This window comes from Chitinimonas naiadis (assembly GCF_054780835.1).
Genome location: NZ_BAAGVO010000001.1, coordinates 94774 through 118538 on the forward strand (window position 1 = coordinate 94774; position 23765 = coordinate 118538).

Consider the following 23765-nt stretch of genomic DNA (forward strand, 5'->3'; position numbering starts at 1 on the left):
ACCCGCAGCCCAAGTGGCTGCGGGGGTAAAGGGAAACCGTCATGGGTGACGTATTCAAGTTCCTCAACCTGCCGCGCGATCCAGGCCAGAAGTTCGAAGCCGATTTCCGTCGCCGCAAGTTCATCGAGATCTACGCGCCGCTGCAAAAGAGCGACGCAACCGACCAGGCCGGCCGCTGCCTGAGCTGTGGCAACCCGTACTGCGAATGGGAATGCCCGGTCCACAACTACATTCCCAACTGGCTCAAGCTGGTCGAGGAAGGCAAGTTGTTCGAGGCGGCCGAGCTGAGCCATAAGACTAACTCCCTGCCGGAAATCTGCGGCCGGGTCTGCCCGCAGGACCGGCTGTGCGAAGGTGCTTGCACCTTGAATCAAGGCGGCTTCGGCGCGGTGACCATCGGTTCGGTGGAGAAGTACATCACCGACGAAGCCTACAAGCAGGGTTGGCGGCCGGACATGTCCAAGGTGGTCAAGACCGACAAGCGTGTCGCCATCATCGGCGCCGGGCCTGCAGGTCTGGCGGCGGCGGATGTGCTGGTACGCAACGGCGTGAGCCCGGTTGTCTTTGACCGCTATGAAGAAATTGGCGGACTGCTGACGTTTGGCATTCCCGAGTTCAAGCTGGAGAAGGACATCGTCCGTCGCCGTCGCAGCATACTCGAAGAAATGGGCGTCGAATTCCGGCTCAATACCGAGATCGGCACCGATGTCGAGTTCGAGACCTTGCTGGCTGACTACGATGCGGTCTTCATGGGCATGGGCGCCTACGAGTACATGAAGGGTGGCTTCCCCGGCGAGCAGTTGCCGGGCGTGCTGGAAGCGCTGCCTTTTCTGGTCAACAACATCCGCCATCGTATGGAGACGCTGCCGGAAGGTGAGCGGCACCAGAACATGGAAGGCAAGCGGGTGGTGGTGCTGGGTGGTGGCGATACCGCCATGGACTGCAACCGTACCAGCATCCGCCAGGGCGCGGCCCAGGTGTTCTGTGCCTATCGTCGCGACGAAGCGAATATGCCGGGTTCCAAGCGTGAGGTCGCCAACGCCAAGGAGGAGGGGGTGAACTTCCTGTGGAACCGTCAGCCGGTCGAGATCGTGCAGCGCAATGGCGTGTTGGGCGTGAAGCTGGTGACAACCCAGCTGGGTGAGCCGGATGCAAAGGGGCGTCGCTCGCCGGTCGTGGTGCCGGGCTCGGAAGAGATTATCGAGTGCGATCACGTGATCATCGCCTTTGGCTTCCAGGTCAAGCCGGAACAATGGTTCGAGACTCACGGGATTGCGGTTGACGAGCGCGGCCGTACCGTTGCCCGGGAGCGCCAGACCTACAAGCACCAGACCAGTCATCCCAAGGTGTTCGCGGGTGGCGATCAGGTCCGCGGCGCCGACCTGGTGGTGCGGGCGGTGTTCGAAGGCCGCCAGGCAGCAGAAGGCATGTTGGAGTATATGGGCGTCTGGTAATATACCAACGTCGTGGAAACAGAGCGGCACGGGTTACCGTGCCGTTTTGCTGTGCGGCGTTGATATACTTTTCATATACCCGGCTCGTTGATCGGCCACCTGCTTGGCCTGGATCAAACCATGAAAATCCTATTTCCTTTGTTGATATGCCTGCCGCTGCCGGCGTTGGCGGTCCAGTCGGTACTGATCGAGTACCGCGACAAGCCGCCATATAGCTATACGGAGAACGGCATGCCCAAGGGTTTCCTGCTGGAACGGACTGAGGAAATCTTCCGGGTGGCCAAGGTGCCGGTCCGCTATGCGGAGATCCCGGCCAAGCGGCTGACTGCGGATATCCAGGCCAATCGCCACCCCATCTGCTCTCCCGGCTGGTACAAATTGCCGGAACGGGAGGCGTATGCACGGTTTTCGCTGGCCATGCACCAGGACAAGCCGCAGGTGGTGCTGGCCGGTGCGCATGCCTTGATGGCGATACAGGGGCAAAAGTCGCTGCGCGCCTTGCTGGCAGATACCCGCCTGACGATGGGAACTGTGGATGGTGTGTCTTACGGTCCGGAACTGGACAAAATGATTGCCGACATGCCGCGGCCCGCCATGCGCACCACCGTGGCCCCGCTGCAACTGGCCAAGATGGTCTCCGCACGGCGGGCCGACTACATGCTGATCGATCAAGAGGATTTGCGGTTTCTGGATCAGCGTCGCGAGGTGACCGAGATCGGCCTCGTCCGGGTGGATTTTCCGGACAGCCCGCAAGGCTTGAAACGTTACCTGATGTGTAGCCAGCAGCTTGATCAGGAAACCATGGGCCGCATCAATGCGGCCATCCGGATCGTGGCGCCAGGCCTGAATCCCTGAAGGCGGGCAATACCGTCCGCCCCCCGCTCCCTGTTGATCAGGGTTTGTCTGCCTGGTGGCGTGCCAGGGTTTTTTCCATCACCTCGTTGACCATCGGCCCCATGCGGCTCATGGTGATCTGCATGGTGTCGCGCATGACCAGCGGCATCTGGGCCAGTAGCTTCTTGCCGGTGGGCGACTGGTAGAAGGCGTTGATGTCCCTTATCTCCTGGGTTTCGAAGTACTTGCCGTAGACGCTGTACATCACCTCATCCATCAAGCTCGCCATATCCAGCTTCGCGATACTGCTATTGAAATCAGCCTGTAGCGCGGGCAGCTCCCTGTCCAGTTGCGCCAGCGCCGACTTGCGCTGTGCGGCGCTGAGCCGCTTGTTCTGCTCGATGGCGGTGCTGGCCGTCTGCTTCATCATGGCGCCGGACTGCGCGGTGATCTGGGCCATCATCTGCGGCATCATGGCCTTGATGTTCATGGTGTCGATCAGCTCCTGGATCGCCTGGCGCTTCTCGGCCGATACCTCATCCGCCCGTGCGTTACCGAGCATCAGGGCCGCGACCAGGCCCAGCGACAGCTGCAACAGCTTTTTCATGGCGTGCTTCCTCATTCTGGTTCGTGATTGGTCATTGTAGATAACGGCCACTCTGCGGTGGCCTGGAGATGAAACCGGTGGCCGGGTCAGCGTGGGACTTCGGCAAAGCAGAGGGCGAGGGCATCCTGCCAGCTTGGCGGCACCAGGCCGAAGGTTGATTCCAGCTTGGCGAGGTCGAGTCGCGAGTTCTTAGGGCGCTTGGCGGGGGTCGGGTAGGCCTCGGTCGCGATGGCACCCAGCGTTGCGGGGACCTTGTCACCTTGCGCCGCCGCGAGGGCGAAGATGGCCTCGGCAAAGCCGTGCCAACTGGTCGTGCCCTGGTTGACCAGATGGTAGGTTCCGCTGACGGCGGCCCAGTCCGGCCGGCTGGCGACGATATGGCTGGTGAGGGTGGCGATGGTACGGCTCCAGGTCGGCGCACCGATCTGGTCACCGACGATGTTCAGCGCGTCGCGTTCGCGGCCCAACTTGAGCATGGTCAGCAGGAAGTTCTTGCCGCGTGCGCCATAGACCCAACTGGTACGCAGGATAAGGTGGTCACAGCCGCTGGCTCGTATGGCTTCCTCGCCGGCCAGCTTGCTGGCGCCATAGACATTCGGTGGTGCGACCGGATCGCTCTCCTGCCAGGGCTTGCCGCCTTCGCCGGAGTACACATAGTCGGTGGAATAGTGGATCAGTGGAACGCTCAGGCGCCGGGCTTCTTCGGCCAGTACTTGCGGGGCGGTGGCATTGATGGCTTGGGCGAGCCCGGTTTCGCTCTCGGCCTTGTCGACGGCGGTATAGGCCGCCGGATTGACGATCAGGCTGGGCTTGAGCGCGCGGACCAGCTTGCGGATGGCGTCGGGATCAGCGAGATCCAGCTCGCCACGTTGTGGTGCGTGGATGGTGCCCAGGCCTTGCAGGCTGCGTTGCAGTTCAAAGCCGACCTGACCGTTCACGCCGGTCAGCAAGATGGTGTGTTGCATGGTGCATCCTCAAAGAAAATGATGGCCACATCGCTCGGGGCTCGCGCTTGCCGCGAGCACGGGGCGCGGAACCCGTCAGCGGTAAGCCGTCGATAAACCGGGCCGCTTGGCGCCTATGGTGCCGGGCGGTAGGTTGAAGCTTCATGTGCAGGCTGATGGCGCGTCTCTTTAGCCTAGGCCCTGGCATTGCTGCTCGGCAAACTCGGCCACCGCATCCAGCAGCGCAAGGGCTTGGGGTTCGGCGGCACGCTCCAGGCGCAACTGGGCCAGCTTTTCCGCCAGGCCGGCGCGATGCAGCCCACCGTGGCCACCATCAATCAGCCGTTCACTGCGATGCTGCTGCCAGCGAGCCCGTTCGGTCTCGCTCAGCGTGTCCGGCCAGTTGCGGGCGCGGTAGCGGAACAGCACCTCTTCAAGGCGTGCATCGTCGAAACTGCTGGCGGTTCCCGCCAGTTGGGTTCCGGAGAGGCCCTGCAGCTTGTCGAGCTTGCGTTTGTCACCATCGCCCACGAAGCCGTCGTAAAGCGCGGCATCCACATCGCGCGGCCCGCTGGGTGCGCCGTCACGGCTGTAGACCTGGCGCAAGGTACTGGCAAAGGACTTGCCGTGCGTCTGCAGCAGGCCGGCCAATTGCCGGGCATGCTGCTGCGCCTTGCCCATGTCGAGCTGCAACTGTTCGCTGCGCTCGGCGCTGAGGGTCTTGAGGTTGCCGACGACGACCGGGGCCTTGTTGATATGGATGGTCTTGATGGCGAGACGGGTCTCGCCCTCGGCGAGGTCGGCACTGCGGGTAAACAGCCGGCTGCGGATCTGTTCGGCGTTCAGGTCGAACAACTCGGCGGGATCGTACTGCAGGTCCCAGACGGCCAGCTCGTTCTTGTTGGTCGGGTGCCAGGCCAGCGACGCGACCGGCGCGAGGCACCCTTGGGCGGTGGGGTACATGCCGGAGACGTGCAGGAAGGGGTGGCCATCGAGCGAGCCGATCTCGGCCGTGACCGCATCCTTCTTGCGCAGGCGATAGCAGAAGTCGAACAGCCGGGGCTGCTGGGTCTTGATCAGGCGAGCAAAGGCGATCGTCGCCAGTACATCGCTCAGCGCATCGTGCGCGGTCTCATGCGCCAAGCCATTGGCGGCAGTCAGTTGCTCAAGCTTGAACGAGACGCGGCCATCCTCATGCCGGGGCCAGTTGATGCCTTCCGGCCGGAAGGCGAAGGTGGCCCGCACGCAATCGAGCAAATCCCAACGTGAACCGCCGTTCTGCCATTCTCGTGCGTAGGGATCGTAGAGATTGCGCCAGAACAGGTGGCGAGTGAGTTCGTCGTCGAAGCGCAGGGTGTTGTAGCCCAGGCCACAGGTACCCGGTGCAGCCAGTTCGGCATGGATACGGGCGACGAACTCATGTTCCGGTATGCCGCGCGCCTGTGCCATTTGCGGTGTGATGCCGGTGATCAGCACCGACACTGGGTCTGGCAGGAAATCGTCGCTGGGCTGGCAGAAGAACTCGACCGGTTCGCCAACGACATTGAGGTCCATATCGGTGCGCACACCGGCAAACTGGGCCGGCCGGTCCTGTTTGGGATTAATGCCAAACGTTTCGTAGTCGTGCCAGAAGAAGGTCGGTGTCTGGGCCATGCGCGGGGTCTCTCCTCAAGCCGGGCCGGCCTTTGAGGCGACCTGGCCAATGTTATACAGGCGGCACTCTAAGAGGCTGGCGGCGACAAGGCAAATCGGCGCGCAGCGACGGCAGCGGATATTGCGAAATGCAATTTCAGTATCTGTTCATGTCAACTGCGGTCAACTAGCGTCCATCTCGTGCGTTTTGTCTTACATGCGTGGCCGCATGGACCGCGAGACCCCTACTACTGGAGCGCAATATGGATACCCCGTTGTTTCAGCAAACCCTGGATCGCAGCCGCCCTCATGAGTTGCTGCTGGAGGGCGCTGATCCGTTTCGTTGCGGGCAACTGAAATACCGATACCTGGATACCGGCAGCATCGTGCTGGTGCCCAACCTCTGGTACAACCAGACGCCGGAGATGCGTGCGCAGAGCTATGAAGCCCAGGCTGCTCAGCTCGACCAGTTGGCCGAATCCATGGCCAAGCGTCCTTCAAACCTGATGGTGCCGCAGGAAATCCGTGACCTGCTGGCCCATTACAAGCAGCAGGCCGTCGCCTTCCGTGCCCAGGCCGCCCGCTTCCGCGGCGAGCAGTTGCGCCAGGTCGAAGGCAGCAAGACGGCACCGGTTCGCGAAACCAACCGTCAAAGCCAGAACAAGCGCGTGCTGACCAACAAGCATGCCGGTGGCCGCGGTGTTGCCGCAGCGGTCAGCTGCTGAGCTGACCGCCACACGGTGTCTTAGACACCGTTCTGCTTGAACCAGGCCAGCATGCGCCGCCAGCCATCATCGGCGGCTTCCTTACGGTAGCTGGGCCGGTAGTCAGCATTGAAGGCATGGGGCGTATCGGGATAAACGACGATCTCGCCCGGCTTGCCGGCGGCTTTGAGGGCTTCCCGCATTTTCTCGACCGTATCGAGCGGGATGCCGGTATCGGCCCCGCCGTAGAGGCCCAATACCGGCGCCTTGAGTTCCTTGGCAAGGTCGACCGGGTGGCGAGGCGTCAATTCGCCAGGCTGGCCGACCAGCCTGCCATACCAGGCCACCCCGGCCTTGATGTCGGGATTGTGTGCGGTATAGAGCCAGGTGATCCGGCCACCCCAGCAGAATCCTGTCACGGCCAGTCGCTTGGTATCGGCCCCCTGGCCCTTGGCCCAGGCGACGGTCCGGTCCAGATCCGACAGCACCTGGGCGTCCGGCACCTTGGCGACCACGCCCTGGATGGCCTTGATGTCTTCGAGCCTGGACACATCGCCCTGCCGGGCGTACAGCTCGGTCGCGATGGCAAAATAGCCCTGCTTGGCCAGGCGACGGCAGACGTCGCGGATGTGCTCGTGGACGCCGAAAATCTCCTGCACGACCAGGACGACCGGATAATTCCCCTTACCCTCGGGCGCCGCCCGATAGGCGGGAATCTCGCCACCTTCCACCGGTATCTTCACTTCGCCCGCCAGCAGGCCCTTGCTGTCGGTTACGATCACTTCCGCCTGTGCATCGGGTAATACCGCCAGGGCAAAGCCGGTGGCCAGCGAACTGACCATGAAATCCCGGCGGCTGAATGTCGTCTTGTTGTCGGTCTCTGCCACTGCCTTGCTCCTTGATGAGGTTGAACAGGTTTGCGGGTTGGGAGTGTGCATCGGGCAAATGGTTCTACACCAGTGCCGCTGTCACGGTAGTTGCCTGGCTGTCCTGACCGGTGCGTGGCCGGTGCGCCGGTAGCTCGACAACAGCAGGCCGCCAAAGATGCCTGCGATGCCGATACTGTGGAACCAGTCAAAGCGCTCACCGAGGAAAATGGCCGCCAGGACGCTGCCGAATACCGGCATCAGGTGAATGAAACTGCCCGCCCGACTCGCCCCGACCCGCTGTACGCCATGGTTGTAGAACAGATAGGCGAGCACCGAGGGGAAGATGCCGACGTATAGAAAGGTTGCCAGATTGCCACCATTCCAGGCGAAAGACCGGCCTTGCAGGCACTCCCAGGCGGTCCAGGGGGCGATGAATAGGATGCCGAGCACTACCAGGGCCAGGAGCAGGCCAAGGCGGTCGATCGCGGGGTCAAGACCGCGCAGCAGCAGGGTATAGATCGCCCAGTCCAGTGCTGCCAGGAGTAGCAGTATGTCGCCATGGTTAAGGTCCAGTGCCAGCAGCTTGCCGAGCTGGCCATGGCTGAAAATGAACATCACGCCGACAAAACTGATCAGGACGCCGGCAATCTGACGACGGTCGATGCGCTCGTGCAGGAAGAGGGCGCTCAAGGGCAGGATCAGGATGGGGATGAAGCTATTGGTCAGGACGGCATTGGTGGCACTGGTGTATTGCAGGCCGGCGTAAGCCAGCGAGTTGAAACCGGCGACACCGACAGCCGCCAGCGCCGTGATACGTCGCCATTGCTTGCGCAGCAGGGCCCGGTCCCGCCAGGCGCGGCGGCTGGCGAATGGCAGCAGGATCAGCAGCGCGATCAGCCAGCGGCCCAGGCTCAATGCCATGGGCGGAATGGCGGCGTGGGCAGCGCGCGCAACCACGAAATTGCCTGACCAGAACAGGCTGGTCAGGATCAACAGCAGATAGGCGTAGGCCTGGCCGGGGGCTGCAACGGGGGCGGCCTCCAGACGGTTCATAGTCCTGCCAGTACCCTGATATGCGCGGCGGCGCTGCGGCCCAGCGCCGAGAGATCGTAGCCACCTTCCAGCACCGAGACGATGCGTCCCTCGGCAAATTCGGCCGCGATATCCATCAGTTGCTCGGTGACCCAGGCGTAGTCGTCCTCCACCAGGCCCATGCTGGCCATGTCGTCTTCACGGTGGGCATCGAAACCCGCCGAGATGAACAGCATCTGCGGCTGGAAGGCTCGCAATGCCGGTAGCCATTCCGACTCGACCGCGGCGCGGAAGGTGTCGCCGCGGCTGCCGGCCTTCAGCGGGACGTTGTGCATGTTCGGTCCCATCGCCTTCTCGCCACTGTAGGGATAGAAGGGGGACTGGAAGGTCGAGACCATCAGCACGCGGGGATTGTCGTGGAACAGTTCCTCGGTCCCGTTGCCATGATGGACGTCGAAATCCGCCACGGCCACGCGTTCGAGGCCGCGACTCAAGGCGTGCGCAACCCCTACGCCGAGATTGTTGAAAAAGCAGAAACCCATGGCCTTGCAGGACTCGGCATGATGGCCCGGCGGGCGGACGGCACAGAAGGCATTGGCGGCGCTACCGTCGATCACCAGGTCGGTCGCCTTGACCACGGCACCGGCAGCACGCCAGGCGGCTTGCAGGGTGTGCGGGCCCATGACCGTGTCACCGTCGAGATGGACGATGCCATGGCTGGGCGAGGCCTGGTCGAGCGCTTCGACATAGCGGGGGGGGTGAACCAGTGCCAGCTGCTCGCGGCGTACCAGCGGGGCCTCGACCTGCAGCAGATGATCCCAGAGGCCGGCTGCGATCAGCCGGTCCTGGATGGCCGCCAGCCTGTCGGGACATTCCGGATGGTGACTACCCATGTCATGCAGTGCACAGTCAGGGTGGGTCAGGTAAGCGGTGGGGGCATTACCGGTGATCTTGCGGGCCAGCCAACTAAGCAAGGTGGATTCTCCTCGGCGACCGATCCGGTTCTGCAATGAACCAAGCCGGCATACCGACGTCGTAGTGGCGCAGCGGTGGCAAGCCTACCGTGTCCCCGTGTTATTTGAACGCTGTCTCCTGCGCACAGTTTACGGCCCGGGGTGGTATAAACCAATAGCATCGTGCCGTGCCGTTGCCTGCAATACTGACCTAACCTGCCGACAAGAAACCGCCATGCCAGATCGTTTTTCGCTCGCCCCGCTTCATGCCGTCCTGGCCCAGCTGGACGCCTATATCCTGGGCAAGCCGCGGGAAACCCGGCTGGCGCTGGCCTGCCTGCTGGGGCGCGGCCACCTGCTGATCGAAGACGTGCCCGGTGTCGGCAAGACCACGCTGGCGCATGCCCTGGCCGCGACGCTGGGCCTGTTGTTCCAGCGCGTGCAGTTCACCAGCGACATGCTGCCGGCCGACCTGATCGGCGTGTCGATCTATGACCGGGACAACCATGTGTTCCGCTTCCATCCGGGACCGATCTTCAGCCAGGTGGTCCTGGCCGACGAGATCAACCGTGCCACGCCCAAGACCCAGTCGGCCCTGCTTGAGGCGATGGAGGAGCGGCAGGTCACGCTCGATGGCGAGACGCGCATGTTGCCCGAACCCTTTTTCGTGATCGCGACCCAGAATCCCTCACACCAGATCGGGACCTTCCCCTTGCCGGAATCCCAGCTGGACCGTTTCCTGATGCGTATCACGCTGGGTTACCCGGACGCGGCGGCCGAACGGGCCATGCTGCTGGGTGAGGACAGGCGAGAGATGTTGCGCGACGCGCGGCCGGCCATGGATGCGGCGGCGTTGGCGGGTTTCCAGGCGGCCGTGCGTCGCGTCCATGTGGCGCCGGCGCTGGTCGACTATGTACAGGCACTGTGCCGCGCTACCCGCGAGACCGATGTGTTCCATAACGGCCTCTCGCCGCGTGCGGCGCTGGGCCTGTTGGCGGCGGCCCGCGCCTGGGCCTTGCTCGCAGGGCGTGACATGGTGATACCGGAAGACGTCCAGGCGGTGTTCGGCCCGGTTGCCACCCATCGATTGCTGGCACGGGCCAGCAATCGGCCGCAGCCGGAACTGGTGAACAAGCTGCTGCATGATGTCGCCATTCCCTGAGCCTTTGCGGCGGGCATTCCAGGCGCGATGGCAGGCCTGGCTGTTACGTCGCCATCCTCGTGGCAGCCGCAGCCAGCACCTGAGCCAGAACCGTGTCTATATCTTCCTCAGCCGCAGCGGCATGGTGTTCTGCCTGGTGCTGCTCGCCATGCTGGGCGGGGCGATCAACTACGATCTGGCGCTGGTCTACCTGCTGGTGTTCCTGCTGTCAGCCATGGCGGTGGTATCCATCTTCCATACTTTCCGTAATCTGCTGGGGCTCGATATCGCGCCAGGCAAGGTCGAGGCCTGCTTTGTCGGTGAAACGGCCCGTTTCGAGATCGTGCTGGAAAACCGCGGTCGCCTGGCCCGGCACAACCTGGTGCTGCGCTATGGCGAGTTGTCCGACGCCTGCGATGTGGCGGCGACCGACAGCAGCCGTGTCTGGCTGAGCCTGCCCGCCGAGCAGCGTGGCTGGTTGTCGGTGCCGCGATTGCGGATCGAGACCCATTGGCCGCTCGGCATCTTCCAGGCCTGGTCCTATGCGTATTTCGACCAGCGAGCGCTGGTCTACCCAAGGGCGGAGCTGATGCCCCCGGACCTGCCGACGGCAGCCGACGGCGAAGGAACGGGGCGTTCAACGCCGCGTGGGCAGGATGACTTTGCCGGTCTGCGGCCGTTCCAGCGCGGCGATTCGCCGCGACATATCGCCTGGAAGGTAGCGGCGCGCGAGGACGCCTTAATGGTCAAGGAATTCCAGGGTGAGGCCGCTGCCGCGCTGTGGCTGGACTGGGCGGACTTGCCTGTGGAGATGACGGTCGAGGCCCGGTTGTCGCGCCTGACCGCCTGGGTGCTGATCGCCGAAGCACGCGAGCTGGCCTACGGCCTGCAGTTGCCTTCGCAGACGCTGGCGCCCGACCAGGGCGAGGCCCATCGCGCCGCCTGCCTGGCGACGTTGGCCCTGTATGGGGAGAAGACATGAGCGGCCAGGGAGCGGGCGCGTGAACGTGGAGCGACTGGACCGTAACCAGAGCTTTGCCATGCTGGCGGTGCTGGCCGGCGTGCTGCTGCCTCATGCCGGCCGCCTGCCCTGGTGGCTGCTGGCTGCCCTGCTCGTCCTGTTTGGCTGGCGTGCCTGGCTGGTCAAGGTACAGGGCCGCATGCCGCCGCGCTGGGTGCTGCTGCCGATCACCTTCTTGCTGGTGGCGGGTGTGTTCGTCTACTACCGGACACTGCTGGGCCGTACCGGAGGAGTGGCGGTGCTGGCGGCACTGATCGGCGCCAAGCTGCTGGAGACGCGCAGTCGACGCGACGCCCTGCTCCTGATCTATCTGAGCTATTTCCTGGTCGTCACCAATTTCCTGTTCGACCAGACCGTGGGCATGGCCTTGTACCTGAGCCTGATGGTGCTGCTGATCACCACCCTGCTGGTGGGCTGGCATACGCTCGAGGGCTGGACCGGACGCTGGCGGCTGGTGCTGGGGCAGATGCGCTTTGCCGGCGTGCTGATGCTGCAGGCCTTGCCGGTGATGGCGCTGCTGTTCGTGTTCTTCCCGCGCATGGAGGGACCGCTGTGGCGCTTGCCGCAGGACCGGGGGGCTGCCCGTTCCGGCCTGGCCGACAGCATGTCGCCGGGCAGTTTTTCATCGATGTCGCGTAACGACGAAGTGGCGTTCCGGGTGGTATTCGATGGAGCGCGACCGGCGCAGGAGTCGCTGTACTGGCGCGGGCCGGTCTTCGATGACTACGACGGACGTACCTGGAGCCAGGCGCCAGCCAGTGGCGAGACGGCCCCGAAGATCGAACCGATCGGCAACGCAGTAGTGCGCTATGCGATCACGCTGGAGCCGCACTACCGTCCCTGGCTGCTGGCACTGGACCTGCCGGCGGTGGCACCGCAGGAGGGGCGCTTGACCGACCGTGCCCAACTGATTGCGCGTCGAACGGTCGACAAACGCCTGCGGCTAGACCTGACGGCGCTGGCGCAGTATCGGCTGGCGAAGGTGGAGCGGCCGGACCTGATCGCCCGCGCCCTCGCGCTGCCACCGGGAGGTAATCCGCGCGCGCGTGCCGTGGCGGCGGAGTGGCGGACCCTGCTGCCCGCAGAGCGGGTCAACGCGGCGCTGCGCTTCTTTGGCAGTCAGCGCTTGCAGTACACGCTGACGCCACCGCTTTATGGCAACAACGCGGTCGATGACTTCGTCTTCAACGGCCGACAGGGCTTCTGCGAGCATTTCGCCGGTTCCTTCGCCTTCATGCTGCGGGCGGCGGGCGTGCCGGCCCGCGTGGTCGGCGGCTACCAGGGCGGGGATAGCAATGGCGACTACCTGATCGTCCGCCAGGCCGATGCCCACGCCTGGACCGAGGTCTGGCTGGAAGGCGAGGGCTGGCGGCGGGTCGATCCGACCTTCGAGGTGGCACCGGCTCGAATCCAGGAAGGATTGGCCTCGGCGGTGCCAGAGGAAGAACTGCCCTATCTGCTGCGCCTGGATGGCAATCTGGTCAAGCGCGTACGCTTGTTGCTCGACAGTGCGGTGAATGGCTGGAACCAGTGGGTGGTGGGCTATACGCCGGAGCGGCAACGGCAACTGCTGGCGGAGCTGGGTATCGACAACCTGGCTTCGGGTCGCTTCGTGGCTTGGTTCTTCGGCGGTCTGCTGGTGCTGATTGCAGTGCCGGCAAGCTGGCTGCTGTGGCGGATGCGGCCGCCCAAGCTGGACCCGGCGCAACGAGCCTGGCAGCAGCTATGCCGCAAGCTGGCGCGGCGTGGCCTGCAGCCCGGGGCGGCCGAAGGGCCGAAGGACTTCATCTCCCGGGCGATCGCCACTTTGCCGGAGCAGGCTGCACCGCTTGAAGCCATCCTGGCAGCCTATCTGGCCGTGCGTTACGGCAGCGAATCCCGGCAGATCGAGCTGCAATCCCTGATACGGCAATTCGGGCGCTGAGCGGTATCCGCCGAGGCGTGAGGCAAGCTTTGCGCAGGCTGGCCATGCACAGGGATCCCGGGACAAGCATGTGCACAGCCTGTGGATAGGCCGCTTAAGTGACTGGCCGGCAAGGTGGTATCGGAGGCTGCCTAATTATTGGGCAGGCAGGCATGCCGCCCAGCCCAGCGTCTCGCACAGGGTCTGGAATTCGTCGGCCAGCGGGGCGTCGACGGTGACCCGGGTGCCGCTGACCGGATGGTCAAAGGCCAGGCGGGTACAGGCTAGCAGCAGGCGCTGGCTGCCATACAGCTCGGTAAACAATCGATTGTGTCTACCCTTGCCATAGGTAGCGTCGCCGATGATGGGGTGGGACAGATGCTTGAGGTGGCGGCGCAACTGGTGGCGTCGGCCGGTGACCGGATCGAGTTCCAGCAAGGCATAGCGGCTGCTGGGATAGCGGTCGACGCTATGTGGCAGCTCGATGGTTGCCAGGCGTTTGAAGCGGGTCAGGGCATCCTGTGGCGGAGCGATGGTATCCGGTGCACGTTCGTAGTCATCGTACTGGCGGCTCAGCGCGTGGTCGATTTCGCCTTCGCTGTCCGGCCAGCCACGGACGATGGCGAGATAGCGCTTGTCCACGCTGCCGGCTTCGAACTGGCGAGATACCGCCCGCGCGCTATCGGCATCCAGACCGAACAGCAGGATGCCGGAGGTGCCCTTGTCCAGGCGATGGATCGCATGGACTCGCTGGCCCAGCTGGTCGCGGACTTCCTGCAGCGCAAAGCGGGTTTCGCGCCGGTCTATCTCGCTGCGGTGGACCAGCAGGCCGCTGGGTTTGTGGATGGCAACGAGCTGTTCGTCGCGGTATAGCACGGGATGGGTGTACATGCGGTTCGCCAGTAAGGGGTCAGCTACGTGTCTGGCCCATGATGATCAACGCGCCGGCAAGCGCCAGACCGACGCCCAGGCAATCGGCCTGGCTGGGGCGGATGCCGTCGACCAGCCATAGCCAGGCCAGGGCCATGCCGATGTAGACACCGCCATAGGCCGCGTAGACCCGACCGCTGGCGGTCGGATGCAGGCTTAGCAGCCAGACGAAGGCGATCAGGCTCAGCGCTGCGGGCAGCAGCAGCCAGGGGCTACCTTTGCCTTGCAGCCACAGCAAGGGCAGGAAGCAGCCAACGAGCTCGGCCAGGGCGGTGAGCGCATAGAGCAGCAGGGGCTGGAGGGTGGGCATGCGTAACCTCGTCCGTCACACGACGGTGAGGTGATTATCCCAGCTCATGCCGGGGACCTGCCGGCTTTCGATGATTTCCAGATTGCCCGGGCGCAGTCGCCATAGATCGCCATCCTCGCCACTGGCCCACCATTCACCGTTGACCGCCGCCGTGCCGAACACGCGCGACAGGGCCTGTCGGGCCGTCAAGCGACCCTGGCTGTCCCATTCGGTCAGCAGGTTGCCCTGCGGGCAACTCATCAGCAGGCGATCATCAAGGGCCGACAGGCTGGCGGCGTAGCCATGCATGGCCAGCGCCAGCTCGGGCGGTGTTTCGGCCAGGCGGAACTCGCCATCGCGCAGGATGGCCAGCATGGCCGCCGTCGTCGAGCCTTCGTTCTGCAGCGCGGCGCCGAGCGTGCCGTCGCGGGTCAATGCCAGATGGCGGATGGACAACTGGGGATCGGGCAACTGGTATTCCGCCAGCAGGCCACCATCGCGCCAGTCTATGGTGACCAGCGAAGGGTTCATGCGCTCGATATTGCGCTTGTAGCGGCCGGTTTCCGGCAGCGTCAGGATGCCTCCATTGGCGACTGCCAGCGTGTGGGCATCCAGCCAGAGGATTTCATGGGGGCCAACACCGTGACTGGGACGATCATCGAGCCGCTTGAACGTACGGGCGTCCCGTATGGCCAGCCGCCCTTCGCCGCGGCGCTCGTCGGTCTCGGCGGTGATCAGGTAGCGTCCGTCCGGGCTGAATACGGCGTGGCCGACCAGGTTGCGGTCGTCTTCCAGTTCGAACAGCTGCATCAGCTTGCCGGCCTGCCAGTCCATGCGCGCCAGATAGTAGCCCGGCCGGCGTGCGACCACGATGGCCTGCTTGCGCCGCAAGGGGTCGGGCACCAGCACATGGCCGCGCTTGGGCAGCTCGATGCCGGTGTGCTCAAGGCTACCGGCACACCAGCCGCGCGGCCCTCGCCAGCCGGCGGACAGGACCACTGGCCCTGGCTGGCTGCTAGCCGCATAGAGTGGCATGGCCGCCACACCCATGCTGGCTGCGAGGAAGTCGCGGCGCGTCAGCATCAGTCGCCGTCGCTGTCCTTGAAGCCGATGGTGACGCCCACGGCGTCGGCCACTTGCAGCTCGACCAGCTGTTGCAGGTGCTTGAAGGAATCCAGCAGCGGCTGGGCCAAGGCCGGGTTGGCGGCCAAGCTGCCGGCCAGGTCGGCTGGCAGCTTGGCCAGCAGGCTGCGGCTGGTTGCGAATTCCTCGCGCAGGCGGCGCACCAGGATGGGCTTGTCGGCCTGTACCAACTGGTCGGCAAAGCTCTGACCCTTGCGGGCGATGAAGAACAGGCCTTCGATGGCGTCCAGCGTGGCTTCCAGGCCGGCACGGGTACTGCGGCTGCGCCAGCCGTCGAACTCCTGCCGGCTCAGTTGCTTGCTCTGCTTGGCGCTACCCAGGTGGGCCAGTTTCTTGTCACGCAGTGCTTCCAGGCTGGCAGCCAGCAGGTTGACCCCTTCCTCGAAGGCCTGGCGACCGGCGTCGTGGTCCAGCGGCGTTGCGGCGTAGCTCTGCCATTCCTTCAGCAGGCCGTCGCTTTCGGTGGCGATCTCGGTGGCCAGGGCAGCGGCATATTCGCAGCGCTGGCGGAATTGCAGGCGACCCAACTGGGCCTGGGCCCGGTCGTCGCCCCACAGCAGGTACTCCAGTGCCGGCAGGCCCTGTGCGGCTGCGCCGACGCTATCGGCGATGGCGGCATCCTTCTCTACCAGGCGGACTGCTTCTTCAACCTTGGCGGGCTTGGCGGGCCAGACATCAATCTGCCAGGCGGTACGGCGGCTCAGGATGGGGCCGCTGGGGAGCGATTCGACGGCGCGCCAGGCCTGGTAGGTCTGCTGCCAGGCACGTCGTGCGGCATCGATATTGCCGGTTGTCTTGCGCAGGCACAGTGCGGCCATGCTGTCGTTCAGCGCCTTGCCGCCTTCATTGAGTGCCTGTATCCGTGGCAGTTGCTGGGCTTGCCAGTTGGCAACGGTGGCTGATGCGTCCAGTTCGGCAGCGCTGGCGGCGCCGATCAGGACGGTGGTCAGCGGCAGGGCGAGCAGGGTGCGGCGTAGCATGGGCATCTTCCTCTTGCTTGGAGCGTCCCCGCCGATCGGAAGGGACGCCAAAACCTTACAGTGATTGCAGGAAACGGATCAGGTTTTCCCGGTCATCCCGGGACAGCTTGAGCACGAACTGCTTGGCGGGTTCCGCCTCGCCACCGTGCCACAGGACCGCTTCCATCAGGTTGCGGGCACGGCCATCGTGCAGGTAGCGGGTGTGGCCATTGACGACGGGGATCATGCCCAGCGACCACAGCGGGGGCGTTTTCCAGTCGCGACCACCGGCCAGGAAGTCCGGGCGGTTGTCGGCCAGACCTTCACCCATATCGTGCAGCAGCAGGTCGGTATAGGGGTAGATGGTCTGCTTGCCCAGTTGCGGGATGGCCTTGAAGTCGCCCGTGACATAGCTGGGTACGTGGCAGACGGCGCACTGGGCCTGGTAGAACAGCGTGCGGCCACGTTGCGCGCGCGGGTCTTCCAGGTTGCGGGTCGCCGGTACGGCCTGGGTCCGGCTGTAGAAGATCACCTGATCGAGGATCTTGTCGGTGATCTCCGGATGGCCGCCGCGTGGCGCCTTGCGGCAATCGGTCTGCTTCGCGGTGCATTCTTCCTGCGGGAAGCGGCTGGAGGTGATGCCGATGTCGCCGTGGAAAGCGCCCGCAGACTGGTGGGCGATGCTGCCGACGTTGGCCTTCCAGCCAAAACGGCCGAGTACGGTCTTCCTGGCGTAGGCGTCCCAGACGCGATTGGTACGACCGCGCACACCCTGGCCGGCTTCGGACTGGCGGCGGGCGTTGGCTTCGATGTCGCTTTCCTTGATCGCTTCCAGCAAGCCCATGCCGGTCATCTGCGGCGCGATACGCGGCGAGACTTCGACCGAGGGATGCATCGGGCCGTAACCCAGATCGGAGAAGGCGTAGGTCGGCTTGAGCAGGCTGTAGGGTTCGCCATCGGCAAACTGGCCGGGGATCTCGTCATAGCGGATCTGCACCTGGCCTTCAGGCTTGACGCCAGCCACTGCGTCATTGCCGAACTGACCGCCATAGGTGGGTTCGGGCTTGGGGCCGCCGTGCGCGTCCTTGCCGGGAATGGACAGGCGGAACAGCAGCGCCAGCGGCTGCTCGGTCTGCAGGCCGTTCTCGAATTTCGGCGGAGCGCCGCGGCCATCCTCACCGTGGCAACTGCCGCAGGAGCGCGCGATGAAGTGCGGTCCCAGGCCATCACGGGCCGTAGTCGAGGAGGGGGCTTCCACCCAGTTCTTCTTGAAGAAGGAGTTGCCGATCACGAAGGTGGTGCGTTGCGCGTCGTTCAAGGTCGCGCTGGGCAAGGCAAGCGCGTTCTTGCCGGTGTCGAAGACGGTGGTGTCGCCGCCGGGCAAGGTTTCTGCGGTGGTGAATGGCGGGACGACGATGTCGTTGACCAGCACGGTGCCAGCGGTGACGGTGCCGGCGATCAATAACAGGGGAAGTAGCGGTTTCATAGGTTCAATCAACATAAAAGGGCACGGCCTGATGCAGGCCGTGCCCCGAGGCGAAGCAGGATAAGTGCTTAGACCTTGGTGTTCAAGTTCTTGATGCCCAGTACCTTGGCCGACTGAACCAGATCGTTGGCCTGCAGCTTGAGCGCATCGATCACGGCACGGACCCGCTTGCGGCCTGGTGCATTGTTCTTGCCGGTGATCTCGCGATCAAACGGTGCCTGGATCTCTTCCGCCAGCTTCAGCGAACCGGCGATGTCGGTGCTGGTCTTCTCGGCGATCTTGGCGTCCTTGCTGGCGACGAGGTCACGCAGCGAGGGACCGGTCAGGTCGCTGCCATCGGCACGCTTGTAGCGACCTTCCCAGACATTCTGGATGCCCTTGGCGTTGTTGACGATATCGCGATGGGTATTGTCGGAGAAGCAGCTGTGTTCGTCTTCCTGCGACTTGGAAGCCAGTGCGACTTCCATGCGCTCACCGGCGAGCTCACCGCGGGACAGGGCACCGAGGCCGGTCAGCATCTTCTGGATCGAGGCGTCGTCGTTGACGAATTTGCTGCGGTAATTGCTGGCATTGGGTTCCCAGGCCTTGGCCACGCTGTCGAGGTCGTCGACCAGCAACTGGGTGACGATCTTCAGGTAGCTGCGACGGCGTTCGGCGTTCGGCTTGCCGCCGTCCACAAAATCGGTCGCCGAACGGGCGCCCGGGCCATCGACGCTCAGGTCCTGGCCCCACAGCAGGAATTCGATCGCGTGCCAGCCGGTGCTGATGTTCTCTTCGCCGCCCTTTTCATTGGCAGCAATCAGGACTTCGCGGGTGATCTTGGCCTTGGGGTTGTTGATCAGGCCTGCCTTGGGCTTGCCCTTGACGTAGTCCACATAGGCCTCGTCCATCGGCCAGGCATTGATGCGACCTTCCGGGCCATCTTCGGCATCGATCGGGCCGCCGTAGAAGCGGAAGGCCTCAGTCTGGCCGTAGTATTCGCGGGCTGCAACCCAGCTGGCCCTGGCGGCTTTCAGCGTATCTTCCGACGGCGCGGCCAGGAAGGCATCGATGCTGGTCTGCATCTGCTTGGCGCTCTGGATCGAGTCGAGGTAGCTGGCGTGGACGATGTTGGCGTAGTGCCCCGCCACCGCGTTGGGGGTGACCGTTTCGGCTTGGGCAAACAGGCTGCCGATCAGGGCTACAGCGATCAGGGAACGACGAAACAAGGGCATGAAGGAATCCTTCTTAGCGGGCCAAGGTTGGAGATGTGAAAGGGGATTGCAGCAAAATCATTGAATAATGTTAAAAGTAATAGGAATTGTTATCAAGTAAATGCAGGTCGGCGGCCTGGTTGCGTGGTTTTAAAGTCGATGAATCAGCAGGCCCGCGGCAAAGCAGGCCAGGCCGGCCAGTGCGTGCTGGCTGGGCCGGCGCCAGTGGTAGCGCGTGCTTTGCGCCGCACTGACGAAATGCACCAGATATACCCCCAGTACCGCCGGGACAAACTGCCAGTTGGCCGAGGTCAGCCAGCATGGCCAGCCTATTGCCGTTACCCCGAGCAGCCATGCCAGCAGGCTATACCCCGCCAACCTGATCACTTCGCCGTTGGCGGGCGCAGACAGGCCCAGCATTTCCAGCTCGGCCTTGCCGATGCTGCCCGGCTGGTTCGCCAGCCGTTCGGCAGCAGCGAGGGCGGCCGGATAGGGATAGCCGGCCGCCGTGAAGAGCCCGGTCAGGCCCAGGGCGGATTCGCTGGGGGTGAGGGATTCGGCGGTCTGTGCCTGCGCATCCAGTGTCTGCTGGCGCAGTTGCCATGCCTGGCGACCACTCAGGCAGGCGGCGCCGATGCCGCCAAGCACGGCCAGCAGGATCAGCAACAGTTCACGGCTGGCATTCAGGCTGCCCAGGCCCAGGAGGGTGCCATGCAGGCAGATCGCGGCCAGGGCGGCGTCTTCCGCCCGTTTGAGGTGCCAGGCGGGAAAGCTCAGCCGGTAGGGCACCATGCCCTGCAGGCCCAGACGGTCCAGCTGCGGCGCCAGCCAGCCCGGGCCGAACAGGCGCAACAACCCGCCCAGCAATCTGGCCTTGCCGCTGGGTGCGGCCTTGTTCCGGCGTGCGGCGATCTCCAGATGCCACCATTGGCGCGGTGTGCCGGAAGCGGCATCGGCCAGCAGCAGGTGCAGGTGACGGGTGTCGGCATCGGAAAAATGCATCAGCAAGGCATCCCGGCGAGGGCAGATTGGCTATACATAGTGCGTGGCGCCGATCGGGGCGCCGGTGCAAGGGCGAAAGAACGATGAAACATATCACGATCAAGGCTAGGCTTTTGCTGCTCGGCGTGATTGCCATGCTGATCATGCTGGTAGTCGGGCTGGTGGGCTATGTCAGCAGTCATAACCTGGTGGCGGCGATCGCCCGGTCGGAGAGGATCGTCACGGTGCTGCGCAATCAGACCGAGGCGGACATGATGCATGACGCCATCCGCTCCGATGTGCTCAATATGTACCGCCTGGCCAGCCAGGCGAGCCCCTCGGCCGAGGAACTGAAAGGCGTGCGCGACGATCTGGCCGAGCATCTCGGCAATTTCCGGCGCTTGATGGGTGAGAACGACAAGGCAGATCTGCCGCCACCGCAGCGCGCCGCGCTGGAGGCGCTCAAGCCGGATCTTCAGGCCTATGAGGCCCAGGCGCAGGTGGCGCTCGACAAGTTTGCGGCGCATGCGGCGGACGCCGACGCGGCCTATCAGTCCTTTGCTGCGAGCTTTGCCAAGCTCGAGGGCAGCATGGAGAAGTTCAGCGAGCTGATCGAGGCGGACTCCAAGCGTAACAATGAGGACGAGGCGGCGACGACCCGGCAGGTGCAGTACACCATCATCGGCGTCATCGTCGTGGGGGCGATCCTGCTGTTTGCGGCGGTATGGTGGATTGCGGGCGGCATCGCCGGGGCGTTGGCGCACATCCGCAATTTCCTGCAACGCATCGAGGGCGACCTCACGCGGCGGTTGCCGGATTTCGGCCGGAACGAGATCGGTGATACCGCCCGGTCGGTGAATCGTCTGATTGAGGAGCAGGCCCATACCATCCAGTTGATCCAGCGGGCCGTCGGCAGCGTCGACGGGATCTCCGGCGAGCTGAAGGGACGGGCTGGCGATACCCGCCTGTTAGCCGACCAGGCGAGCGAGCGCGCCGCCCGTATCGGTGCGGCGGCAGAAGAATTGTCAGTGGCGGTCCAGGACGTGACCCGCAATGTGCAGCTCACGGCAGATCGTGCGAACGAGGCTGCTGAAACGGCGCGCCAGGCGCAACTGACCATGGGTCGTTCGCAAGCGGCCAGCGAACGGCTGACGCTGGCCAGCCAGCAGTCATCCTCCATGATCGAGCAGTTGGGTGAGGCGGCGGCGCAGATCGATTCGGTCGCCGCCGTAATCAAGGAGATTGCCGAGCAGACCAATCTGCTGGCGCTCAATGCCGCCATCGAGGCGGCGCGGGCCGGCGAGCAGGGGCGGGGGTTCGCGGTGGTGGCCGATGAGGTCCGCAAGCTGGCCGAACGTACCTCGCTGTCGACCGCCGATATCGCCCGCATGACCCAGCAGATCAGCGGTGCCACCCGTTCTGCTGCCGAAGCGGTGCGGCAACTGAGTGCCGGTGTCAGTGAAGGGGTGGCCGATGTCAGTAGCGCGATGGCAGGGCAGGATGCCATCGTCCGCGGTACGGGAGAGATGCGGGAGCTGGCTGCCGAGATTGCCGATACAACCCGGGGGCAGGCGGCTGCGGCGGAGGAGACGGCCATCGGCATGGCCGAGATCGGCGAGCGTATCGAATCAGCGGCGCGAGCCATCCGCGACATCGACAGCGGGGCCGAGCAGTTACGTACGGTGGTGCGCGAACTGCAGCAGCATGTGTCTCACTTCAAGGTGGTGGCGAGCTAGTGGTAAGACCTAGGCGGCGTCGGGCAGCAAGCGCCAGGCGCCATCCTGCAGGCCTTCTATGGGCCGGAAGCGGGTCTTGTAGGCCATCTTGCGGCATTCGCTGATCCAGTAGCCCAGGTAGACGTAGGGCAGACCCATGCGTTTGGCCATCTCGACTTGCCACAGTATGTTGTAGGTGCCATAGCTCGCCTGGGTGTCTTCCGGTTCGAAAAAGGTGTAGACCGAGGACAGGCCGTCGTCGAGCCGGTCCACCAGGCTGACCATCTTGAGCTGGCCGTCGAGCTTGAATTCGGCCAGAAAGCTGTCAACCTGGCTTTTCAGGATGAAATTCTCGTACTGTTCCCGATTGTCCTCGTCCATGCCGCCGCCGCTATGCCGGCTCTGCTGGTAGCGATGATAGAGTTGGTAGTGCTCGTCACGGTAATCCAGCGGCAGGATGGCGACCTCAAGGCCCGTCAGGCGCTTGAAGATGCGTCGCTGGGTACGGTCTGCCTGGAATTCGGCCACGCGCAGCCGTACCGGCACGCAGGCGCGGCACTGGTCGCACCAGGGGCGGTAGGTAAACAGGCCGCTGCGCCGGAAGCCATTGCGCACCAGCTGGCTGTAGATATTGGCGTCGATCAGCTCGGCCGGAATGGCGACCTGCGAACGGGCCATGCGGTCGTCCAGATAGCTGCACGGGTAAGGTGCGGTGGCATAGAACTGCAGGCGAATCAGGCGGCTGTCGCTGGGGTGGCTCACGTTGGAACCTCCGGTTTGTTCAATCGCTGGTCGGGGCGCATTCGGCAGCTTGTCTGGAAGCTTCCTTCAGCGCTCGACAGGCATAGCTTGCCGGTAACGCCAGGCACCGGCAATACCTGGTTCAAGTATCAACTGGCGCATGCTGTGCACGAAAGCATCCCGGCTGATTTCGCGTCCGCCGAAGCGGCTCAGGTGCGCGGTGCGCATCTGACAGTCGATCAGGCCGAAGCCGGCTTCATGTAGCCAGCGCACCAGATGGACAAAGGCAAGCTTCGAGGCATCCGGACGATGGGCATACATGGATTCACCGTAGAACATCTTGCCGATGGCTACACCATAGAGTCCACCGACCAGTTCGCCGTCCATCCAGCATTCCGCCGAATGGGCCCAGCCTAGCGCATGCAGGTGGCAGTAGGCATCGACGACCTCGGGCACGATCCAGGTACCGTCCTGGCCCGGACGGGGGCTGGCCGAACAGGCCTCGATCACCTGGCGGAAGGCGCTGTCGAAGCGGATCTCATAGGGTTTGTGGCGCAAGGTCTTGGCGAGTGAGCGTGGCACGTGCAACTCGGCAGGCACCAGGATCATGCGCGGGTCCGGACTCCACCAGAGTATCGGGTCGCCCGGCGAGAACCAGGGAAAGATGCCCTGCTGATAGGCCAGCAGCAGCCGCTTGGGGCTGAGATCCCCACCGGCCGCCAGCAGGCCGTTCGGTTCCTGCAAGGCGGTTTCCAGTGGTGGGAAGGCGAGGGCTTGGCCTAGCCAGGGGATCATTTGCTTTTCAGTTTGCCCGCCAGTCGGGTCTGGCAGTCCGCGCAGACGCCATACAGGTACATAGCATGGTCCTGGATCAGGAAGTTGTGCTTTTCGGCGATCGCATCCTGGCGCTTCTCGATTTCGGCGTCATAGAACTCTTCCACCTTGCCGCATTTCACGCAGACCAGATGGTCATGGTGGCCGCCCTGGTTCAGTTCGAACACCGCTTTGCCGGATTCAAAATGATGCCTTACCAGCAGGCCGGCCTGCTCGAACTGGGTCAGCACCCGATAGACGGTGGCAAGGCCCACGTCGTCCTGTTCGTCAAGCAGCAGCCGGTACACCTCTTCGGCGCTCATGTGGCGCTGCTCGCTGGTTTCGAACAGGTTGAGGATCTTCAGACGAGGGCCGGTGGCTTTCAGGCCTGCATCCTTGAGGTCGCTTGCTTTGCTCATCA

Annotated in this window: 23 protein-coding genes; 7 read left to right on the plus strand and 16 right to left on the minus strand. The window is 64.1% G+C overall.

Going from position 1 to position 23765, the window contains the following annotated elements:
• Positions 1-41 precede the first annotated feature (41 nt).
• Together ACYVHK_RS00415 and ACYVHK_RS00420 are read left to right on the plus strand one after the other, a co-directional pair.
• Positions 42-1454, plus strand: a complete 1413-nt coding sequence (locus ACYVHK_RS00415) for an FAD-dependent oxidoreductase (protein WP_460526444.1) — start codon at positions 42-44, stop codon at positions 1452-1454.
• Between the two features lie 120 nt (positions 1455-1574).
• A complete protein-coding gene (locus tag ACYVHK_RS00420; RefSeq protein WP_460526446.1) occupies positions 1575-2309 on the plus strand; it encodes a substrate-binding periplasmic protein in 735 nt (244 codons plus the stop codon).
• A gap of 37 nt (positions 2310-2346) precedes the next feature.
• Here ACYVHK_RS00420 and ACYVHK_RS00425 read toward each other — a convergent pair whose 3' ends face one another.
• The 3 genes from ACYVHK_RS00425 to sbcB all read right to left on the minus strand — a co-directional run bounded on the left by ACYVHK_RS00425 (position 2347) and on the right by sbcB (position 5492).
• Positions 2347-2895, minus strand: a complete 549-nt coding sequence (locus tag ACYVHK_RS00425; protein WP_460526448.1) for a DUF2059 domain-containing protein — start codon at positions 2893-2895, stop codon at positions 2347-2349.
• 86 nt (positions 2896-2981) lie between these two features.
• Positions 2982-3860: an SDR family oxidoreductase gene (gene rfbD / locus ACYVHK_RS00430; RefSeq protein ID WP_460526450.1), complete on the minus strand. Its 879-nt coding sequence runs from the start codon at positions 3858-3860 to the stop codon at positions 2982-2984.
• Between the two features lie 168 nt (positions 3861-4028).
• On the minus strand, positions 4029-5492 hold the full coding sequence (gene sbcB / locus ACYVHK_RS00435) for an exodeoxyribonuclease I (RefSeq protein WP_460526452.1): 1464 nt from the start codon (positions 5490-5492) through the stop codon (positions 4029-4031).
• Positions 5493-5734: 242 nt separating this feature from the next.
• Between sbcB and ACYVHK_RS00440 the strand changes: the two genes are divergently transcribed.
• Positions 5735-6196 (plus strand): hypothetical protein, encoded by a 462-nt coding sequence (locus ACYVHK_RS00440; protein WP_460526454.1) that lies wholly within the window; start codon positions 5735-5737, stop codon positions 6194-6196.
• A gap of 20 nt (positions 6197-6216) precedes the next feature.
• On the opposite strand, the gene ACYVHK_RS00445 is transcribed toward ACYVHK_RS00440, so the two are convergent.
• The 3 genes from ACYVHK_RS00445 to ACYVHK_RS00455 all read right to left on the minus strand — a co-directional run bounded on the left by ACYVHK_RS00445 (position 6217) and on the right by ACYVHK_RS00455 (position 9050).
• Positions 6217-7062 carry a dienelactone hydrolase family protein gene (locus ACYVHK_RS00445; protein WP_460526456.1) on the minus strand — a complete coding sequence of 282 codons (846 nt, stop codon included), beginning with the start codon at positions 7060-7062 and terminating at the stop codon, positions 6217-6219.
• 81 nt (positions 7063-7143) lie between these two features.
• Entirely contained in the window at positions 7144-8097 is a 954-nt protein-coding gene (locus ACYVHK_RS00450; protein WP_460526458.1) for a DMT family transporter, read from the minus strand.
• Positions 8094-9050 carry a histone deacetylase family protein gene (locus tag ACYVHK_RS00455; RefSeq protein ID WP_460526460.1) on the minus strand — a complete coding sequence of 319 codons (957 nt, stop codon included), beginning with the start codon at positions 9048-9050 and terminating at the stop codon, positions 8094-8096. Before ACYVHK_RS00455 ends, ACYVHK_RS00450 begins: the two co-directional genes overlap by 4 nt.
• Before the next feature lie 214 nt (positions 9051-9264).
• Here ACYVHK_RS00455 and ACYVHK_RS00460 point away from each other — a divergent pair, with 214 nt between their 5' ends.
• Genes ACYVHK_RS00460 through ACYVHK_RS00470 form a run of 3 tightly spaced genes read left to right on the plus strand, consistent with a single transcriptional unit; the run spans position 9265 to position 13115 of the window.
• A complete protein-coding gene (locus ACYVHK_RS00460; RefSeq protein ID WP_460526463.1) occupies positions 9265-10191 on the plus strand; it encodes an AAA family ATPase in 927 nt (308 codons plus the stop codon).
• Entirely contained in the window at positions 10172-11152 is a 981-nt protein-coding gene (locus tag ACYVHK_RS00465; RefSeq protein ID WP_460526465.1) for a DUF58 domain-containing protein, read from the plus strand. Before ACYVHK_RS00460 ends, ACYVHK_RS00465 begins: the two co-directional genes overlap by 20 nt.
• Positions 11153-11171: 19 nt before the next feature.
• Positions 11172-13115, plus strand: a complete 1944-nt coding sequence (locus tag ACYVHK_RS00470; protein ID WP_460526467.1) for a transglutaminase TgpA family protein — start codon at positions 11172-11174, stop codon at positions 13113-13115.
• Positions 13116-13250: 135 nt separating this feature from the next.
• Here ACYVHK_RS00470 and ACYVHK_RS00475 read toward each other — a convergent pair whose 3' ends face one another.
• The 7 genes from ACYVHK_RS00475 to ACYVHK_RS00505 all read right to left on the minus strand — a co-directional run bounded on the left by ACYVHK_RS00475 (position 13251) and on the right by ACYVHK_RS00505 (position 20096).
• A complete protein-coding gene (locus ACYVHK_RS00475) occupies positions 13251-13985 on the minus strand; it encodes a pseudouridine synthase family protein (protein WP_460526469.1) in 735 nt (244 codons plus the stop codon).
• Between the two features lie 19 nt (positions 13986-14004).
• Positions 14005-14334: a YnfA family protein gene (locus ACYVHK_RS00480; protein ID WP_460526471.1), complete on the minus strand. Its 330-nt coding sequence runs from the start codon at positions 14332-14334 to the stop codon at positions 14005-14007.
• A gap of 15 nt (positions 14335-14349) precedes the next feature.
• Positions 14350-15396: a DUF1513 domain-containing protein gene (locus tag ACYVHK_RS00485; protein ID WP_460526473.1), complete on the minus strand. Its 1047-nt coding sequence runs from the start codon at positions 15394-15396 to the stop codon at positions 14350-14352.
• Positions 15396-16436: an imelysin family protein gene (locus tag ACYVHK_RS00490; protein ID WP_460526475.1), complete on the minus strand. Its 1041-nt coding sequence runs from the start codon at positions 16434-16436 to the stop codon at positions 15396-15398. The genes ACYVHK_RS00485 and ACYVHK_RS00490 overlap by 1 nt, the downstream gene beginning before the upstream one ends.
• Positions 16437-16491: 55 nt before the next feature.
• Complete coding sequence (locus ACYVHK_RS00495; RefSeq protein ID WP_460526477.1) at positions 16492-17901, minus strand: di-heme oxidoreductase family protein; 1410 nt, start codon at positions 17899-17901, stop codon at positions 16492-16494.
• 68 nt (positions 17902-17969) lie between these two features.
• Positions 17970-19115: an imelysin family protein gene (locus ACYVHK_RS00500; protein WP_460526479.1), complete on the minus strand. Its 1146-nt coding sequence runs from the start codon at positions 19113-19115 to the stop codon at positions 17970-17972.
• A gap of 129 nt (positions 19116-19244) precedes the next feature.
• Entirely contained in the window at positions 19245-20096 is an 852-nt protein-coding gene (locus ACYVHK_RS00505) for a hypothetical protein (protein ID WP_460526481.1), read from the minus strand.
• An 83-nt stretch (positions 20097-20179) separates the two neighbouring features.
• Between ACYVHK_RS00505 and ACYVHK_RS00510 the strand changes: the two genes are divergently transcribed.
• Positions 20180-21811: a methyl-accepting chemotaxis protein gene (locus tag ACYVHK_RS00510; RefSeq protein ID WP_460526483.1), complete on the plus strand. Its 1632-nt coding sequence runs from the start codon at positions 20180-20182 to the stop codon at positions 21809-21811.
• Positions 21812-21820: 9 nt separating this feature from the next.
• Here ACYVHK_RS00510 and ACYVHK_RS00515 read toward each other — a convergent pair whose 3' ends face one another.
• The 3 genes from ACYVHK_RS00515 to fur all read right to left on the minus strand — a co-directional run bounded on the left by ACYVHK_RS00515 (position 21821) and on the right by fur (position 23763).
• Positions 21821-22552 (minus strand): aspartate/glutamate leucyltransferase, encoded by a 732-nt coding sequence (locus tag ACYVHK_RS00515; RefSeq protein WP_460526485.1) that lies wholly within the window; start codon positions 22550-22552, stop codon positions 21821-21823.
• 66 nt (positions 22553-22618) lie between these two features.
• Complete coding sequence (aat, locus tag ACYVHK_RS00520) at positions 22619-23326, minus strand: leucyl/phenylalanyl-tRNA--protein transferase (RefSeq protein ID WP_460526487.1); 708 nt, start codon at positions 23324-23326, stop codon at positions 22619-22621.
• Complete coding sequence (fur, locus tag ACYVHK_RS00525; RefSeq protein ID WP_460526489.1) at positions 23323-23763, minus strand: ferric iron uptake transcriptional regulator; 441 nt, start codon at positions 23761-23763, stop codon at positions 23323-23325. Before fur ends, aat begins: the two co-directional genes overlap by 4 nt.
• Between the last annotated feature and the right edge of the window lie 2 nt (positions 23764-23765).

What these genes read in the sequence shown, in the direction of transcription:
- ACYVHK_RS00415 (WP_460526444.1), top strand. Translation starts at nt 42, where the DNA reads ATGGGTGACGTATTCAAGTTCCTCAACCTGCCGCGCGATCCAGGCCAG.
- ACYVHK_RS00420 (WP_460526446.1), top strand. Translation starts at nt 1,575, where the DNA reads ATGAAAATCCTATTTCCTTTGTTGATATGCCTGCCGCTGCCGGCGTTG.
- ACYVHK_RS00425 (WP_460526448.1), bottom strand. Translation starts at nt 2,895, where the DNA reads ATGAAAAAGCTGTTGCAGCTGTCGCTGGGCCTGGTCGCGGCCCTGATG.
- rfbD (WP_460526450.1), bottom strand. Translation starts at nt 3,860, where the DNA reads ATGCAACACACCATCTTGCTGACCGGCGTGAACGGTCAGGTCGGCTTT.
- sbcB (WP_460526452.1), bottom strand. Translation starts at nt 5,492, where the DNA reads ATGGCCCAGACACCGACCTTCTTCTGGCACGACTACGAAACGTTTGGC.
- ACYVHK_RS00440 (WP_460526454.1), top strand. Translation starts at nt 5,735, where the DNA reads ATGGATACCCCGTTGTTTCAGCAAACCCTGGATCGCAGCCGCCCTCAT.
- ACYVHK_RS00450 (WP_460526458.1), bottom strand. Translation starts at nt 8,097, where the DNA reads ATGAACCGTCTGGAGGCCGCCCCCGTTGCAGCCCCCGGCCAGGCCTAC.
- ACYVHK_RS00460 (WP_460526463.1), top strand. Translation starts at nt 9,265, where the DNA reads ATGCCAGATCGTTTTTCGCTCGCCCCGCTTCATGCCGTCCTGGCCCAG.
- ACYVHK_RS00465 (WP_460526465.1), top strand. Translation starts at nt 10,172, where the DNA reads ATGATGTCGCCATTCCCTGAGCCTTTGCGGCGGGCATTCCAGGCGCGA.
- ACYVHK_RS00475 (WP_460526469.1), bottom strand. Translation starts at nt 13,985, where the DNA reads ATGTACACCCATCCCGTGCTATACCGCGACGAACAGCTCGTTGCCATC.
- ACYVHK_RS00480 (WP_460526471.1), bottom strand. Translation starts at nt 14,334, where the DNA reads ATGCCCACCCTCCAGCCCCTGCTGCTCTATGCGCTCACCGCCCTGGCC.
- ACYVHK_RS00485 (WP_460526473.1), bottom strand. Translation starts at nt 15,396, where the DNA reads ATGCTGACGCGCCGCGACTTCCTCGCAGCCAGCATGGGTGTGGCGGCC.
- ACYVHK_RS00490 (WP_460526475.1), bottom strand. Translation starts at nt 16,436, where the DNA reads ATGCTACGCCGCACCCTGCTCGCCCTGCCGCTGACCACCGTCCTGATC.
- ACYVHK_RS00495 (WP_460526477.1), bottom strand. Translation starts at nt 17,901, where the DNA reads ATGAAACCGCTACTTCCCCTGTTATTGATCGCCGGCACCGTCACCGCT.
- ACYVHK_RS00500 (WP_460526479.1), bottom strand. Translation starts at nt 19,115, where the DNA reads ATGCCCTTGTTTCGTCGTTCCCTGATCGCTGTAGCCCTGATCGGCAGC.
- ACYVHK_RS00505 (WP_460526481.1), bottom strand. Translation starts at nt 20,096, where the DNA reads ATGCATTTTTCCGATGCCGACACCCGTCACCTGCACCTGCTGCTGGCC.
- ACYVHK_RS00510 (WP_460526483.1), top strand. Translation starts at nt 20,180, where the DNA reads ATGAAACATATCACGATCAAGGCTAGGCTTTTGCTGCTCGGCGTGATT.
- aat (WP_460526487.1), bottom strand. Translation starts at nt 23,326, where the DNA reads ATGATCCCCTGGCTAGGCCAAGCCCTCGCCTTCCCACCACTGGAAACC.
- fur (WP_460526489.1), bottom strand. Translation starts at nt 23,763, where the DNA reads ATGAGCAAAGCAAGCGACCTCAAGGATGCAGGCCTGAAAGCCACCGGC.